Here is a 14624-nt window from a genome sequence, read left to right on the forward strand (position 1 = left end):
TGACCGCTCATGCCGCCACCTCCTGAGTACCGACCAGCAGCCGGAACAGCACCGCCATTCGCATATGCACTCCGTTCGTCACCTGTTGCAGCACCGCGGCCCGCGGCGAATCCGCCACCGACGACGCGATTTCCATACCGCGCAGCATCGGGCCGGGATGCAGCACCACCGCGTCCTCGTCCAGCAGTGCGAGCCTGCGCTCGGACAGGCCGTAGTTCACCGCGTACTCGCGCGCCGACGGGAAGAAGCCGCCGTTCATCCGTTCGGCCTGTACCCGCAGCATCAGCACCGCGTCGGCGCCGGGCAGCTCCGCGTCGAGGCTGTGCGAGACCCGCACCGGCCAACTGTCCACGCCGATCGGCAACAGGGTGCGTGGCGCCACCAGCACCACCTCGGCGCCGAGGGTCGCCAACAGGAAGGCATTGGATCGGGCGACCCGGCTGTGCAGGATATCGCCGACGATGACCACGCGCTTGCCCTCGATGGTGCCCAGCCGCTGGCGCAGGGTCAGCGCGTCGAGCAGCGCCTGGGTGGGGTGCTGGTGGGTGCCGTCACCGGCATTGATGACCGCGGGAACCGCACCACCGGAATTCGGCGCCCAGTCCTCGAACCAGCGCGCGATCTGATGTGCGGCGCCGGAGGCCGGATGGCGCACGATCAGCGCATCGGCGCCCGCGGCGTGCAGGGTGAGTGCGGTATCGCGCAGGGATTCGCCCTTGGCGACCGAGGAACTGCTCGCGCTGACGTTGATCACATCGGCGCTCATCCATTTGCCCGCGACCTCGAACGACACCCGGGTGCGGGTGGAGTTCTCGAAGAACACCGTCATCACGGTGCGACCGCGCAGGGTGGGCAGTTTGCGGACCTCACGGCCGAGCAGCGCCTGCTCGAAACGTTCGGCCTCGTCCAGCAGTTCGGTGGCGGCCTCGCGATGCAGGTCGGCGACCGTCAGTAGATGCCTCACGCTTCCTCCTGGTGCAGGTACACACCGTCGTGGCCGTCGTGCTCGGTGAGCAGGACCGAGATGTCCTCGGTGCGAGCGGTCGGCACGTTCTTGCCGACGAAGTCGGCTCGGATCGGCAGTTCGCGGTGGCCGCGGTCGACCAGGACCGCGAGCTGCACGGCGCGGGGACGGCCGAGGTCGCGGAGGCCGTCGAGGGCGGAGCGGACGGTGCGGCCGGAGAACAGCACATCGTCGACGAGCACGACCAGCGCGTCCTCGATCCCGCCTTCGGGGACGGAGGTGCGTTCGAGCGGGCGATGCGGTTTGCTGCGCAGGTCGTCGCGGTAGAGGGTGATGTCCAGCGACCCGAGTGCGGGGCGGACACCGGAGAATTCGTCGATCTTGTCCGCGAGCCGGGCCGCGAGGGTGGTGCCGCGGGTCGGGATGCCGATCAACACCACACGTGGTGCGGCGGGATCGCCGGAGTCGAGGGCGGTCTTCTCGATGATCTGATGCGCGATACGCGCGATGGTGCGGCCGACATCGGAGGGAGACAACAGTTCCCGTCCGGCGGCCACCCATTCCGGTGTGTGACGTTCCGAGGGAGAGACACTCCCCGTCGCATCGCCGCTACCCGCCGACGACTCGGCCTCGGCAGCGCCCGACGCGGCTGCCCGTTCTTCGGGCACAGCCATGCCGACCTCCTTCCCCGCCTCACCGGACGGTCCGTTAAAGGATGTCTTACGCCGAGCAGCCTATCAGCCCGGCGGGGCGGCTTTTCACCAGGTGAGGGCAGGGTCGAGAGGTTGTGAGCGAGGACACGAGCGCTACGGCGCCGTCATTGCCGAGCCGCGACGACGCTGCCCGCCTCGGGATCGCTCATGGCGACGGGACACCCGTAGCGCACAGTACGCGCCGGTTCTTACAGCGCCGAGGTTTCGGCGAGGACCTTCTCACGATGCTGTTCGCGCAGAGCTTTGTGGTGCGGGCGGCGCCGGACCACGAGGTAGGCGAGTGCGAGAACCGCGAACCAGATCGGCGTGACCAGCAGCGCTTGCAGCGTGTCGGACTCCTGGGTCAGCGCCCAGACCAGGAACGCGAAGAACGCGAGGACCGCCCACACCATCGGGACACCGCCGGGCATCTTGAACTTCGAGGCGGCGTGCAGCTGTGGACGACGGCGGCGGTAGGCGAGGTAGCTGGCCAGGATCATCGTCCACACGAACATGAAGCACAGCGACGAGATGGTGGTCACCACCGTGAACGCCTCCACGATCGACTGCCCCGCATAGAGCAGCACCACGCCGATCATCAGGAAGGCGCAGGAGAAGCGCAACGCGTTGGCGGGTACGTGCCTGCGCGACAGTTTGCCGAACACCGCGGGCGCGTCGCCGTCACCGGCCAGACCGTAGACCATGCGCGAGGTGGAGTAGATGCCCGAGTTGGCACTGGAGGTCGCGCTGGTCAGCACCACGAAGTTGACCACGCTCGCCGCGATGCCGAGCCCGGCCAGGGTGAACATCGCCACGAACGGGCTCTCGTCGGCCGAGACCTCCCGCCACGGCGTCACCGCGCAGATGACGATCAGTGCGCCCACATAGAACAGCAGCACGCGCACCGGAATCGAGTTCACCGCACGCGGCAGGGTCCGTTCCGGGTCCTTGGCCTCGGCGGCGGTCGTGCCGACCAGTTCGATGCCGACGAAGGCGAATACCGCGATCTGGAATCCGGCCACGAAACCCATCGGGCCCATCGGGAAGAATCCGCCGTCGTTCCACAGATTGGCCAGTGATGCCGTGCTTCCGCTGTCACCGGTGAAACCGGTCAGCACCATCACCAGACCGGTGACGATCAGCGCGCCGATGGCGACCACCTTGATCAACGCGAACCAGAATTCGGTCTCACCGAACGCGCGCACCGTCGGCAGATTCAGTACCAGCAGCACCGCGATGCAGATCAGCGCCGGAATCCACAGCGGCAGCTCCGGCCACCAGTACGCGACGTACCCGGCGATCGCGACCACATCGGCGATGCCGGTGACGACCCAGCAGAACCAGTAGGTCCATCCGGTGAAGAATCCCGCCCACGGACCGAGCAGATCACCGGCGAAATCACTGAACGACTTGTACTCCGAGTTCGACAGCAGCAGCTCGCCCATGGCCCGCATGACGAAGAACAGGAAGAACCCGATGATCATGTAGACGAGGATCACCGAGGGTCCGGCCAGCGAGATCGTCTTGCCCGAGCCCATGAACAAGCCGGTGCCGATGGCGCCGCCGATGGCGATCAGCTGGATATGCCGATTGGCCAGCTGTCGGCTGAGGTGGCCCGGCCCGCCGGGTTGCCCCGTCGGATTCCCCTCGTCCTGCGAACCGCCGTCGCTCTCCAGCACAGCCATATAGCTCCCTCCGAAAACAAGCGCGAGGGCCCATTCGACCATCCGGCAACGGACGAGGGCCCGCCGGATAGCGTAAGCATCCGAACTACTAGCACATATGTTCGAATGCCGATATGATCGACCTCATGACCATGCCGCTACAGGGATCGCTGCTCGACGGGTTGGGCGAGACCCGGCTGGCGCCCCTCGCGCAGGTACGCCGCACCCGGTTGACGCACGGCGCCTGGGTGGATCAACTGCCCGGCTGGCTGAGCGGAGCCGATGAGCTGTTCGAACAGCTGGCGGGCGTCGTACCGTGGCACGCCGAACGGCGCCCGATGTACGACCGGGTCGTCGACGTGCCCCGGCTACTCCACTTCTACGGCGAGGCCGATCCACTACCGGATCCGGTACTCGTCGAGGCGCGCGAGGCGCTCAGCGAGCACTACGGGCCCGAACTCGGCGAGCCGTTCCGCACGGCCGGACTGTGCTATTACCGCGATGGCCGCGACAGCGTCGCCTGGCACGGTGACACCATCGGGCGCGGCGCCGAGTACGACACCATGGTCGCCATCGTGTCGCTCGGCGCTCCACGACCACTGCTGTTGCGGCCACGAGGCGGCGGCGAGAGCCTGCGTTTCCATCCGGGTCACGGAGATCTGTTCGTCATGGGCGGGTCCTGTCAGCGCACCTGGGAGCACGCGGTCCCCAAGACGCGTAGGCCGGTCGGCCCGCGCATCAGCATTCAGCTCCGCCCCCGCAACGTGCGCTGAGGTCTGCGGTTTTCTGCCCGAAACGTGGCGGCGACCACAGCAGTATGTCGGACCGCACCGCTACATTTGGTGGATGAACGATCCTGGGGCGGGGGTGCTGGCGGTCATGCCGCTGCACACGATCAGCGATGTCTACGGCGAAGAGGGGCTGCGCGGCCGGTTCCGGCTGGAAACAGCGGAGCTACCCGAGTCCGACAAGATCGGCGCGGCACTCGAGCTGGCCACCGAACTACACCACGACGACCGCTACGGTCGCGAACCGTATATCAATCACCTACTGCGCGTGGCGATCCGCATCGCCAGCCATTACGAGGTGCGTGACGCCGAGGTGATCATCGCGGGCCTGCTCCACGATACGGTCGAGGATCATCCCACCGAGCTGGCCGGAACCCGATCCGGGCCGACGACCTCCGCCGCGCTGGCCGAACTGGCCGACCGCTTCGGTGAACGCGTCGCCGATATCGTTGCGACGGTGACGAATCCGGCGCCCGACCCCACCCGCGACCGGCACGAACAGTACCGCGAACACGTCACGACCGAACTCGAACGCGCACCATGGGCGCGGGTGGTGAAACTGTCGGACTTCACCGACAACGGCGTGGGCATCCTGTACGCCACCGGCCCGGTCCTGCACAAACTCGCCACCAAATACCGGCCACTCACCGACGTCTACCGCGACCTGGTCCTGCGCGCGGACACACCGCTGGCCGAACACGTCAAAGTGCACATCCTCGAACAACTCGACCTGGCCGACCAACGCTTCGACGCCATCCTCGCACCACACTGACCTGGCCAGACACCGCAGCACCTACTGGCTCGGCGCCTCACGAACCTGCAACACCGATTCCATCAGCGCGCGCACCGCCGACAGCACCCGATCGGTCTCACCCGATCGGACCAGGTCGGGCACGGTCTGACCGGCCAGGCTGTCCAGCAGCAGGCGCCCGACGATCTCGGCATCCAGGTCGGGCCGCGCCTCCCGCAGTAAGGCGGTGATGTGCTCGAACCAGAACTGGTGGAACTCGGCGGTTCTCGGATGCGGCGGCTCGGTCCGGTAGACGGCCATCAGCTCGAGATTATTGATCACCAGCCACGCCATCGCCTCGAAGAATGCGACGAGCCGCTCCCCCGCAGGCGCGCCGGGACCCAGCGGCGGCGGGCCCTCCTTGACGGCATTCATCAGGGTGAGCGCGCTGTCGGCCACCATCTCGTGCAGTAGCCCGGCCCGGTTGCCGAAGCGGTGGAAGATGGTCCCCTTGCCGACACCCGCCGCCGCGGCGACGCGGTCCATCGTGATCGCCTCGGCGCCGTGCTCGGCGAGCAAGGCGGCGGTCGCCTCCAGGATCGCGCGCCGGTTGCGCGCGGCATCCGCGCGTTCCTTCGGACGGCGGTCGATCATCGCACCACTTTCATTGACAAGTTGACCGTCGGTCCATATCGTCGGGATTGACAATTGGACCGTCAGTCAACTTATGGAGTTCTGATGCAAGCAATCGTAATGACCGGCATCGGCGGACCCGAGGTACTGGTCGCTCGCGAGGTTCCCGCGCCACGACCACACGCGGGCGACGTCATGATCCGCACCGAGGCCGTGCCCGTGCTGTACCCCGAAACGCTGCTGCGCTCCGGCGTTTTCCCGATGGCCGCCGCACCGCCGGTGGTGTTCGGATTCCAGGCGGCGGGTGCGGTGGTCGAAGTGGGCGCCGGAGTCGATCCCGGACTGGTCGGGCGCCGGGTGGTGGTCGATACGACGGGCACCGGATCGTACGCCGAGTTCGTCTGCGCACCCGCCGATTCCGCCACGCCCATCCCCGAGGGGATCGCGGCGGACGAGGCCGCGGCGGCGGTCATGAGCGGTTCGGTCGCGATCACACTGTTGGAGGCTGCCGGGCTGACCGGCACCGAGACCATCCTCGTCGAGGCGGGCGCGACGGGCGTCGGCAGCTATCTGGTCCAGCTGGCGAAGGATTTCGGGGCGGCACGGGTGATCGCCACCGCAGGCGGATCCACCAAGGCGCAACGGGCCCGCGAGCTGGGCGCCGACGAGGTGATCGATCACCGGGAGCCGCGGTGGACGAACACCCTGCGTGAACGTCTCGGACCGGCCACCGTCGACGTCGTGTTCGATTCCATCGGCGGAAGCTCCACCCTCGAACTGCTCGATGCCACGACTCCCGGCCGCGGGCGGATACTCGGTTACGGCTGGCTGTCCGGTGCACCCGCCGAGGTGTCGGCCGCCGACCTGCTCCCGCGCGGCCTCACCTTCACCGGTTGTGCCGGGCCCGCCTGGCTGGCGCGGGTCGCCGCCTCCCGTGGCGCGATTCTCGACCGCGTGCCGTCACTGGCACCGGCCGTCGAGCAGACACTGCCCCTCGAGCAGGCCGACCAAGCCCATCAGCTGGTCGAATCGCGTACACCGCTCGGCAAGATCATCCTCCGCCCCGGATCGGATCACCCGGCCTGATCAGCTGCCTGTTCCCGGGCAGCGCGGGCATACCAGGGGCCGGGCGGCACCATCGGCCTCGCCGACTCATCGAGCCGCCGACCGCATCCTCCCGCGTCCCTACGGCGCATCTGCCCCGGTCAGCGCTCCAGCAGGAAAAAGTACGGTTCGGCCAGTCCGCGCATATCCATGACCCCGAGCAGGGTGTCCTCGTCGAGGCGACGGAAATGATCGATGATCGGCAGATGGTCGTAGACCATGGCGGCGCTGACGACGCCGCGGTAGTCGATATCGCGCAGCCGGGCGGTCGGCTTCGTGGTGCGCAGTGCGGGCGAGAGAATTCGGAGGTTGTTGCGCACCGGACGCAACCAGGCGGTGGGGACGCGCCCGGCGAGCCCCAGCGGAACCCGACGCGGATCGACCGCGAAGATCGAACCCTTCTCATCGGAGAACAGCAGCGGATGCACCGCATCCGCACTGTCGAATTGTTTGCCATACCAACCGGATTCCACGAGCACACCCGCCCAGGGATGCCCGGTGTCCACCTCGCTGCCGCGCCAGCGTCCGGTGGTCACCTCGGCCACGCGGACGGCGGGCAGATCGTCGAACACCGCCCACGCCCGCTCCGGCGTGCAGCGTCCGTTCAATACCGTGCGCTGATGTTCGGTCATCGCCCGACTCCTCACCGTGGAAATGTTGCGAGAGAAATTCTATCTGTCTCTCATTCCGGCGAGAATTCCGGTCGCATCGGTGGCCGAGTTGACCTCGAGTGCGGTTGAGGATGCACGATCGACACCGAGAGCGCGGACCGACCTCCCCGGCCGGGTGCCACGTTCTCGATCCGAGCCGTTCGCGGTTCCTGTTCGCGCTGCCGCCGGGTTTCCAGTACACCCACCCGGCGGGAGCGCGGACATGACGGATTCGCTTTCATACGTTGGGCATTCGACTTCGGGCACACCGCCGCGAAGGATTCACCCGACGTCGCGCCGCACCGTCGCTAGGGTGGGCGCATGCGGACTGTGCTCGAACCTCAGGTCGATGCCGCCAATCAGCTCACCCGCCGGTGGTGCGAGGTGGCCGGTGCCGGGGATTTCGTCGTCTCCGGGGCCGGATTGTGGCCGCTGCTCGGGCTGCTGGCCGCGGCGGCCGACGGGCCAGCGCGTACCGAACTCGAGGCTGCGATCGGCATGCCCGCGGAGACAGCGCATTCCGCCGCTCTCGAGTTGATCGACACGATGCGATACGCCCGCGATCTGTCGGCGGCGCTCGGTGTGTGGGTGCAGCGGACGCTGCCGCTCAACAGCGATTGGCTCGCCGGGCTACCGCGCGGCACGGTGGATCTGATCACCGATCAGGCGGCGCTCGACGCATGGGCGGATCAGTACACCGACGGACTGATCAAGCGGTTCCCGCTACAGGTCACCGACGACACGATGCTCGTCCTCGCCACCGCGCTACTGGCCCGGACCAGCTGGCGCAACGCATTCCACGAGACGACCATGGTCCCCGAATCCGGTCCCTGGCAGGGCATGACCTTGCCCGCGCTGTCGCGGACCACCGGCGCGCAGCGGTGCGTCGCGCTGCTGGACGGGCGGCAACCGGTGACGCGCATCGTCGTCGAGGGCCGCGGCGACGTCGACGTGCATCTGCTCCAGGGCGCCGGTACCCCCGGTGAGATCCTGACCACCGGACTGGAAGCGCTCGCCGAGACCATCGAGGTGCGTACGCAACTCCCCTCCGGCACCGACGGTCCGGGGCTGACGGTGCGCGAGCAGATTTCGCTACGGAACCGGGATCAACTACGACTGACACTGCCGCCGTTCGACGTTCGATCGACACACGATCTGTGCGCGCCGAACTTGGCTGCGCTCTTCGGTTTGACCACCGCGCAGACCGACGGCGACCACTTTCCGGGAATCTCACCGGCCCCCTTATCGGTCGCGCAGGGCGCACAGGACGTCCTGGCCCGTTTTCTGCGTGACGGTTTCGAGGCGGCCGCGGTCACCGCGATCAGCATGGATGTCAGCGGTATGCCCCCACCGCCGACCGAACACCGCATCAGGGTCTACACCGCCACCTTCGACCGCCCCTTCGGCTTCCTTGCGGTCCACCGCCCGACCGGCCTCGCGATCGTGGCTGGCTGGATCGCCACCCGCCCACCGGAACCACCGGCGCGCACCGAACCCGAGCGGACCGCCGAGTTTCCCCCTGGCGAACTTCGCCGCCCCCGACCGGTCGCACCGGGACCGGGACCTTCACGCACACAGCCGCCTCGCCAACATTTCCCGGCACAGCCACCCCCCACCGCCACCACTCCCGCCATGGCTGCGCGAGCCGCCGCCCGCGCCCGATCCGCCAGCACGCGAGCCGTAGACGACTCGGTCCCGGCCCCGAAACCTCTTGTTCGGGACCGGGACCGGGTGGACGCATTCCATCGGCTGCGTGATCGTCAGCCGGTGATCTCCCATTCGTAGACCGTGACCTCCGAGGCGCCGGTGGTGTGCACCGGGTCGGTGAACACGATCTCGCGCGCCTGCTCGAGCGATTCGGCCAGCACGATGTAGGCCCCGCCGGTGCCGTCGGTGAAACGGCCGGTCTCTTGCAGCATGCCCTTCTCGCGCAGTTGCGCGAGGAAACGTTTGTGCGGTTCGACCACGGCGGGGTCGAACCGGGGCGTGCGCATGACCATGACCAGGTACTTGTGCATCACTGTTCCAGGTCGGGGCGGGGCGCGCGGGTAGCCGCGGCGGCCGCGCGCACCTGCGGCGCCACCAGCACCACCTGGCCGAGCACGCCGTTGACGAATGACGGTGAGTCGTCGGTGGACAGTTCCTTGGCCAGTTCCACCGCCTCGTCGACCGCCACCACGGGGGGCACGTCGTTGGCGTGGAACAGCTCCCACACCGCGATCCGCAGAATGGCGCGATCCACGGCAGGCAGTCGCGACAGCGTCCAGTCCTGCAAATACGACTCGATGGTGCCGTCGACGCGGTCGAGGTCGTCGGCGACGCCCTCGACCAGGGTGCGGGTATAGGCGTGCACCGGGGCGACCGCCTGATCGCTGGCGGACAGTTCGATCCGCTCGTCGATCAGATCGGCGGGATCGATATCGCGGGCCTCCGCTTCGAACAGCAGATCCACCGCGCGGCGCCGCGCCTTATGGCGTGCGCCGAGTTTTTTGAATGCGGGTTTCTTCTCCGCGGGCTGGTCCGCCATCCGCGCGTCAGGAGTTGACGCGGCTGATGTAGCTGCCGTCGCGGGTGTCGATCTTGAGCTTGTCGCCGACATTGATGAACAGCGGGACCTGCACCTCGGCGCCGGTCTCGATGGTGGCGGGCTTGGTGCCCGCGCTGGAGCGATCGCCCTGCAAGCCGGGCTCGGTGTGGGTGACCGCGACCTCGATGGAGACCGGGAGTTCGATGAACAGCGCCTCACCCTCGTGCATGGCGATCTGGACGCCCATGTTCTCCAGCAGGAAGCCACCGGCCTTGCCGACGGTGTCCTCGCCCAGGTGGATCTGGTCGTAGGTCTCGCCGTCCATGAAGATGTAATCGGAGCCGTCGTGGTACAGGTAGGTCATATCGCGACGGTCGACGGTCGCGGTCTCCACTTTCACACCAGCGTTGAAGGTCTTGTCGACGACCTTGCCGGAGACCACGTTCTTCAGCTTGGTCCGCACGAACGCGGGGCCCTTGCCCGGCTTGACGTGCTGGAACTCGACGATCTGCTGGAGCTGATTGTCGATCTTCAGCACGAGGCCGTTCTTGAAGTCGCTGGTGTCCGCCACTGTCTTCGGATCTCCTCGGTTCTCGGCGACCGGCGTCAGTCGACGACGGTCAGGTCTTTGGTGGTGTGGGTGAGCAGTTCCGGGCCCCCTTCGCGCACCACGAGCGTGTCCTCGATCCGGACCCCGCCGCGGCCGGGAAAGTACACACCTGGTTCGACGGTCACCGCCACGCCAGACAGCAGTGTACCCGTGCCGGTTTTCGCGATTCCGGGCGCTTCATGGATACGCAGCCCGACGCCGTGCCCGAGCCCGTGCACGAACAGCGCGCCGTGGCCTGCGGCGTCGATCACCGCGCGGGCCGCGGCGTCCACGTCGGCGACCGGCACACCGGGCCGCAACGCTTCCCGACCGGCCCGCTGCGATTCCTGCACCAGTGCGTAGACCTCACGCTGCCAGTCGCTCGGCGACCCGAGCACCAGGGTGCGGGTCATATCGGAGTGATAGCCGCCGACCACGGCCCCGAAGTCGAGTTTGACGAAATCACCGGCGGCCAGCACCGCATCGGTCGGACGGTGATGCGGGACAGCGGAATTCGCACCGGCGGCGACGATGGTCTCGAAGGCCACGGCCTCACCGCCGTGTTCGAACATTGCCCATTCCAGATCGCGGGCGACCTCGCGTTCGGTGCGCCCCGGACGCAGCGCACCCCGTTCGAGCAGGGTCGCCAGCGCCGCGTCGCCGACCGCGCAGGCCGCGCGCAATCGGTCCACCTCATAGGCGTCCTTGACCATGCGCAACTGTTCCACCAGCCCGGGCGTGGCGACCAGTTCGAGGCCGGTGCCGAGTTCCTCGAAGCCCCGGTGCTCGTCGACGGTGACCACGTGGCTCTCGTAGCCGACCCGGCCGATCTGCCACTCCCCCGCGAGTTCGACGACCCGGCGGGTGCTGGCACGCACGATCTCGGCACGCAGGTCCGGCACCTGTTCGGCGACCTGGGTGCGGTAGCGGCCGTCGGTGCCGATGACGGTGCGTTCCTCGGCATCGCGGGAGTCCCATGACGACACCAGCAGCGCGGCGTTCGAACCGGTGAAGCCGGTCAGGTACCTGATGTTGATCAGGTCGGTGACCAGTAATCCGTCGATCTCGTTCTCCACCAGCAGACTCCGCAGCGCACCCCGGCGCACCGCGTAGTCGGGCCGCAGCCCCGCAGCATCAGCAGACATGGGTCAAAACTACCGCCGTCCTCCGGTGCGCCCGACACCCGAACACGTTTTAGGAGTACACTCCGATTTAACAGTTCACTCTCAAATAGGTGGTGTCTCCTATGTCAGTGCTGCTCTATCGGTTGGGAGTCGCGAGCTTCCGCCGCCGCGGCATGGTCGTGGCGGTGTGGCTCGCGGTGCTCGTGGGGGCGGTGGTGGGCGCGGGCGTGCTGTCCGGGCCGACCTCGGATTCGTTCACGGTGCCCGGTACCGAATCGCAACGGGCGATCGATGTGATGACGCAGCGGTTCCCCGGCGTCGCCGCGAACGGCGCGGTAGCGCGCGTCGTGCTGGTCGCTCCCGAAGGCGCCCGGCTCGGCGATGCGCCGGAGGTGATCGACCAGGTCCGGGACCGGCTCGGCGCGGGCCCACATGTCGCGCAGGTGAGCGAACTCGGTGCGGACGCGGTGGCCCCCGACGGGCGGACCGGCCTGCTCGAGGTGTCCTATCGGGTCGGCAGGGAAGAACTCGCCGAGGCCGATCGCGACGCTGTCGCCGAGGCGCTGACCACCGCACGCGAGGCCGGATGGACCGCGGAAGCGGGCGGGGACGCGGCGTCCGCCCCGGACGAGGGGGCCGGTGAGGGGATCGGTGTGCTGGTCGCCGCCATGGTCCTGCTGATCACCCTCGGATCACTGCTCGCGGCCGGACTACCGCTGGTGGTGGCGGCCGCGGCGCTCACGGTCGGACTGGCGGGGATCACCGCGGCGAGCGGATTCACCGATCTGAATTCCGATACCTCGGCGCTGGCGTTGATGCTGGGCATCGCGGTCGCGATCGACTATTCGCTGTTCATCATCCTGCGCTACCGCCAGCTCGCGGCGGACGGATACGACCTGCCGGAGGCGGCGGGCCAGGCGGTCGGCCGCGCCGGTTCGGCGGTGCTGTTCGCCGGGCTCACCGTGGTCATCGCGCTGGCCGGACTGTCGGTGGTCGGGATTCCCGCACTCACCCAGGTCGGTCTGGCGGCCGCGTTCACCGTCGCCATGGCGGTGGTCGCGGCATTGACGCTGCTGCCCGCGCTGATGGGCTCGGCAGGTGCACGGTTGGTGCGAGTCCGGGCGCGCCGCCGCGACGCGCGGCCCGTGCGGATGCCGATGGGTAGGCGGTGGGCAGGATTCATGGTCACGCACCGGCTCGCGGTCCTGCTCGGCGCGACAGCGATTCTGCTGCTCGCCGCGGTGCCCGCGATGGACCTGCGACTCGGCTTTCCCGACGACGGCACCGCGCCCGCCGACACCACACAGCGCAAGGCCTACGACCTGATCGCCGACGGGTTCGGCCCCGGTGTCAACGGTCCGCTCACCGTGGTCGTCGACGCGGGCACCGACGGTGACGCCGCCGCGGCGGCCACCAGGGTGCGCACCATCATCGACGGCATCGACGGTGTGGTGGCGGTTGCGCCACCACTGTTCGACGCCTCCGGCGGCACCGCCTTGTTCGCGGTCGTGCCCGAGCACGGCCCGGCCGATGCCGCCACCGAGGATCTTCTCGACGCCATCCGCACCGAGACCAGCGGCACTGCACTGCCGGATGACGCCAGAGTGATGGTCACCGGCCAGACGGCGATCGATATCGACTCCTCGGCGAAGCTGCTCGCCGCCCTGCTGCCCTACCTCGCGCTGGTCGGCGGACTGGCCTTCGTGCTGCTGATCCTGGTCTTCCGCTCCGTACTGGTGCCCCTGGTGGCGGCCGCGGGATTCCTGCTCAGCGTCGGAGCCACCTTCGGCATGGTGGTCGCGGTGTTCCAGTGGGGCTGGTTCACCGATCTGCTCGGCGTGCACTCCTCCGGGCTCATCGTCAATCTGCTGCCGGTGGTGCTGATCGGCATGGTGTTCGGACTTGCGATGGACTACCAGGTGTTCCTGGTGACCCGGATGCGTGAGGAACACCTGCGCGGAGAGAGCACCGATGCCGCGATCATCGACGGATTCGCCGCGGGCGCCCGCGTCGTCACGGCAGCGGCGATCATCATGATCAGCGTTTTCGCCGGATTCCTGTTCTCGGCGACGCCCATGGTGCAGTCGTTCGGATTCTCGCTCGCGGTCGCCGTGCTCTTCGATGCGTTCATCGTCCGGATGACGCTCGTGCCGGCGACGATGTCGCTGCTGGGCACGCGCGGCTGGTGGCTGCCCGGATGGCTCGATCGCGTCCTGCCGGAGGTCGACGTGGAGGGCCGTCGGCTCGACGACCTCGCGACCGGCGAGCCCGCCGCATCGCACCGCGCACCGGCGGCGTCGCTCGGCATACCGGCCGCAGCCGAGACCGCTGTAGCAGAATCGAAGCAGGCGCATCCGCGGAAATGAGCACAGGGAGTAGGGGTACACGGTGAGTTCGTCGGTTCGAGATCAGCAATCCGCGGCTGCCGCAGAGCCTTCCGGGCCGACGACGGGCCGAGCGAAACCAGCCGTCGGGCTCCGTGAACTCAAGAAGGCCCGCACCGCCGCGGCCATCCAGCGTCACGCCATGACGCTGTTCGAGGCCAATGGATACGACGCCACCCCGGTGGAAGCCGTCGCCGCGGCGGCCGAGGTCGCGCCGAGCACCGTGTATCGCTATTTCCCCACCAAAGAAGATCTGGTGATCTCCGACGAGTTCGACAATGTCTTGTTCACCAAGATCGCCGAACAGCCCGCCGAGTCGACCGTCATCGAATCGCTGCGCGCCGCCTTCCGCGCGGTCACCGCCGAGATGACGGAGGCAGATTTCGAACTCGGCAGGCGACGGACCAGGCTGATGCTGGAAGAACCCGGCCTGCGCGGGGCAACGCTCACCAACCTCCTGACCCTGGAACGCGCGATCGCCGACCAGGTGGCACAACGCTCCGGGCGCAGCGCCGACGATCCGCAGATCACCTGGTTCACCGGCGCCATCGTCGGTATCGCGCTCGGGTTCATGCGCCGGTGGACCGAGAACCCCGACCTCGATGTCATTCCGATATTCGATGAGGCACTCGATCGACTGGGAGCGGGACTCACCTTCTGAATCGGGCACACCTCGACGTCGTGCGGTGAGGTGGCCGACGGGGCAGGACAGCACGGTGGCCATATGTGAATCGGTCGGCGTTCACAGCCGGGACGGTTATCCACATCCGTGCGA

At 68.0% G+C, this 14624-nt stretch carries 15 protein-coding genes; 6 read left to right on the top strand and 9 right to left on the bottom strand.

Annotated features, from left to right (window positions below):
* Positions 1–7 precede the first annotated feature (7 nt).
* The 3 genes from QH168_RS24765 to cycA form a co-directional block, all read right to left on the bottom strand.
* The gene (locus QH168_RS24765; protein WP_280468087.1) at positions 8–964 is read right to left on the bottom strand and encodes an aspartate carbamoyltransferase catalytic subunit; all 957 of its coding nucleotides are present in this window, start codon (positions 962–964) and stop codon (positions 8–10) included.
* Complete coding sequence (pyrR, locus tag QH168_RS24770) at positions 961–1638, bottom strand: bifunctional pyr operon transcriptional regulator/uracil phosphoribosyltransferase PyrR (protein WP_280468089.1); 678 nt, start codon at positions 1636–1638, stop codon at positions 961–963. The genes QH168_RS24765 and pyrR overlap by 4 nt, the downstream gene beginning before the upstream one ends.
* 227 nt (positions 1639–1865) lie before the next feature.
* Positions 1866–3341, bottom strand: coding sequence for a D-serine/D-alanine/glycine transporter (gene cycA, locus QH168_RS24775; protein WP_280468091.1), 1476 nt, complete (start codon positions 3339–3341; stop codon positions 1866–1868).
* 125 nt (positions 3342–3466) lie between these two features.
* Here cycA and QH168_RS24780 point away from each other — a divergent pair, with 125 nt between their 5' ends.
* Both QH168_RS24780 and QH168_RS24785 read left to right on the top strand, forming a co-directional pair.
* Positions 3467–4093 carry an alpha-ketoglutarate-dependent dioxygenase AlkB gene (locus tag QH168_RS24780; RefSeq protein ID WP_280468092.1) on the top strand — a complete coding sequence of 209 codons (627 nt, stop codon included), beginning with the start codon at positions 3467–3469 and terminating at the stop codon, positions 4091–4093.
* Positions 4094–4166: 73 nt separating this feature from the next.
* A complete protein-coding gene (locus tag QH168_RS24785) occupies positions 4167–4880 on the top strand; it encodes an HD domain-containing protein (RefSeq protein ID WP_280468094.1) in 714 nt (237 codons plus the stop codon).
* Between the two features lie 21 nt (positions 4881–4901).
* On the opposite strand, the gene QH168_RS24790 is transcribed toward QH168_RS24785, so the two are convergent.
* A complete protein-coding gene (locus QH168_RS24790; RefSeq protein WP_280468095.1) occupies positions 4902–5492 on the bottom strand; it encodes a TetR/AcrR family transcriptional regulator in 591 nt (196 codons plus the stop codon).
* A gap of 84 nt (positions 5493–5576) precedes the next feature.
* Between QH168_RS24790 and QH168_RS24795 the strand changes: the two genes are divergently transcribed.
* A complete protein-coding gene (locus QH168_RS24795; RefSeq protein WP_280468096.1) occupies positions 5577–6557 on the top strand; it encodes a quinone oxidoreductase family protein in 981 nt (326 codons plus the stop codon).
* A gap of 119 nt (positions 6558–6676) precedes the next feature.
* Here the strand turns inward: QH168_RS24795 and QH168_RS24800 are convergent, their stop codons facing one another.
* Positions 6677–7207 carry a DUF4334 domain-containing protein gene (locus QH168_RS24800; protein ID WP_280468097.1) on the bottom strand — a complete coding sequence of 177 codons (531 nt, stop codon included), beginning with the start codon at positions 7205–7207 and terminating at the stop codon, positions 6677–6679.
* Positions 7208–7546: 339 nt separating this feature from the next.
* Here QH168_RS24800 and QH168_RS24805 point away from each other — a divergent pair, with 339 nt between their 5' ends.
* Positions 7547–9010: a serpin family protein gene (locus QH168_RS24805; RefSeq protein WP_280468099.1), complete on the top strand. Its 1464-nt coding sequence runs from the start codon at positions 7547–7549 to the stop codon at positions 9008–9010.
* On the opposite strand, the gene QH168_RS24810 is transcribed toward QH168_RS24805, so the two are convergent.
* The 4 genes from QH168_RS24810 to QH168_RS24825 are packed head-to-tail and all read right to left on the bottom strand — an operon-like array spanning position 8986 to position 11486.
* On the bottom strand, positions 8986–9243 hold the full coding sequence (locus tag QH168_RS24810) for a YciI family protein (protein ID WP_280468100.1): 258 nt from the start codon (positions 9241–9243) through the stop codon (positions 8986–8988). The two genes, QH168_RS24805 and QH168_RS24810, sit on opposite strands and share 25 nt — an antisense overlap.
* Positions 9243–9752, bottom strand: coding sequence for a transcription antitermination factor NusB (gene nusB / locus QH168_RS24815; protein ID WP_280468102.1), 510 nt, complete (start codon positions 9750–9752; stop codon positions 9243–9245). The genes QH168_RS24810 and nusB overlap by 1 nt, the downstream gene beginning before the upstream one ends.
* A gap of 7 nt (positions 9753–9759) precedes the next feature.
* Positions 9760–10323 carry an elongation factor P gene (efp, locus tag QH168_RS24820; protein WP_280468104.1) on the bottom strand — a complete coding sequence of 188 codons (564 nt, stop codon included), beginning with the start codon at positions 10321–10323 and terminating at the stop codon, positions 9760–9762.
* A gap of 35 nt (positions 10324–10358) precedes the next feature.
* Complete coding sequence (locus QH168_RS24825) at positions 10359–11486, bottom strand: M24 family metallopeptidase (RefSeq protein ID WP_280468106.1); 1128 nt, start codon at positions 11484–11486, stop codon at positions 10359–10361.
* 101 nt (positions 11487–11587) lie between these two features.
* Between QH168_RS24825 and QH168_RS24830 the strand changes: the two genes are divergently transcribed.
* Complete coding sequence (locus tag QH168_RS24830) at positions 11588–13831, top strand: MMPL family transporter (protein ID WP_280468107.1); 2244 nt, start codon at positions 11588–11590, stop codon at positions 13829–13831.
* Positions 13832–13853: 22 nt separating this feature from the next.
* Positions 13854–14510, top strand: a complete 657-nt coding sequence (locus QH168_RS24835; RefSeq protein WP_280468109.1) for a TetR family transcriptional regulator — start codon at positions 13854–13856, stop codon at positions 14508–14510.
* The last annotated feature ends 114 nt before the right edge of the window (positions 14511–14624 follow it).

The organism is Nocardia cyriacigeorgica, assembly GCF_029868385.1.
Lineage (GTDB): Bacteria > Actinomycetota > Actinomycetes > Mycobacteriales > Mycobacteriaceae > Nocardia > Nocardia cyriacigeorgica_F.

Excerpts from the sequence above, each read along its gene's own strand:
- QH168_RS24830 (WP_280468107.1), top strand. The coding sequence starts at position 11,588 with ATGTCAGTGCTGCTCTATCGGTTGGGAGTCGCGAGCTTCCGCCGCCGC.
- QH168_RS24795 (WP_280468096.1), top strand. The coding sequence starts at position 5,577 with ATGCAAGCAATCGTAATGACCGGCATCGGCGGACCCGAGGTACTGGTC.
- QH168_RS24780 (WP_280468092.1), top strand. The coding sequence starts at position 3,467 with ATGACCATGCCGCTACAGGGATCGCTGCTCGACGGGTTGGGCGAGACC.
- nusB (WP_280468102.1), bottom strand. The coding sequence starts at position 9,752 with ATGGCGGACCAGCCCGCGGAGAAGAAACCCGCATTCAAAAAACTCGGC.
- QH168_RS24805 (WP_280468099.1), top strand. The coding sequence starts at position 7,547 with ATGCGGACTGTGCTCGAACCTCAGGTCGATGCCGCCAATCAGCTCACC.
- QH168_RS24785 (WP_280468094.1), top strand. The coding sequence starts at position 4,167 with ATGAACGATCCTGGGGCGGGGGTGCTGGCGGTCATGCCGCTGCACACG.
- QH168_RS24800 (WP_280468097.1), bottom strand. The coding sequence starts at position 7,207 with ATGACCGAACATCAGCGCACGGTATTGAACGGACGCTGCACGCCGGAG.
- pyrR (WP_280468089.1), bottom strand. The coding sequence starts at position 1,638 with ATGGCTGTGCCCGAAGAACGGGCAGCCGCGTCGGGCGCTGCCGAGGCC.
- QH168_RS24790 (WP_280468095.1), bottom strand. The coding sequence starts at position 5,492 with ATGATCGACCGCCGTCCGAAGGAACGCGCGGATGCCGCGCGCAACCGG.
- QH168_RS24810 (WP_280468100.1), bottom strand. The coding sequence starts at position 9,243 with ATGCACAAGTACCTGGTCATGGTCATGCGCACGCCCCGGTTCGACCCC.
- cycA (WP_280468091.1), bottom strand. The coding sequence starts at position 3,341 with ATGGCTGTGCTGGAGAGCGACGGCGGTTCGCAGGACGAGGGGAATCCG.
- QH168_RS24825 (WP_280468106.1), bottom strand. The coding sequence starts at position 11,486 with ATGTCTGCTGATGCTGCGGGGCTGCGGCCCGACTACGCGGTGCGCCGG.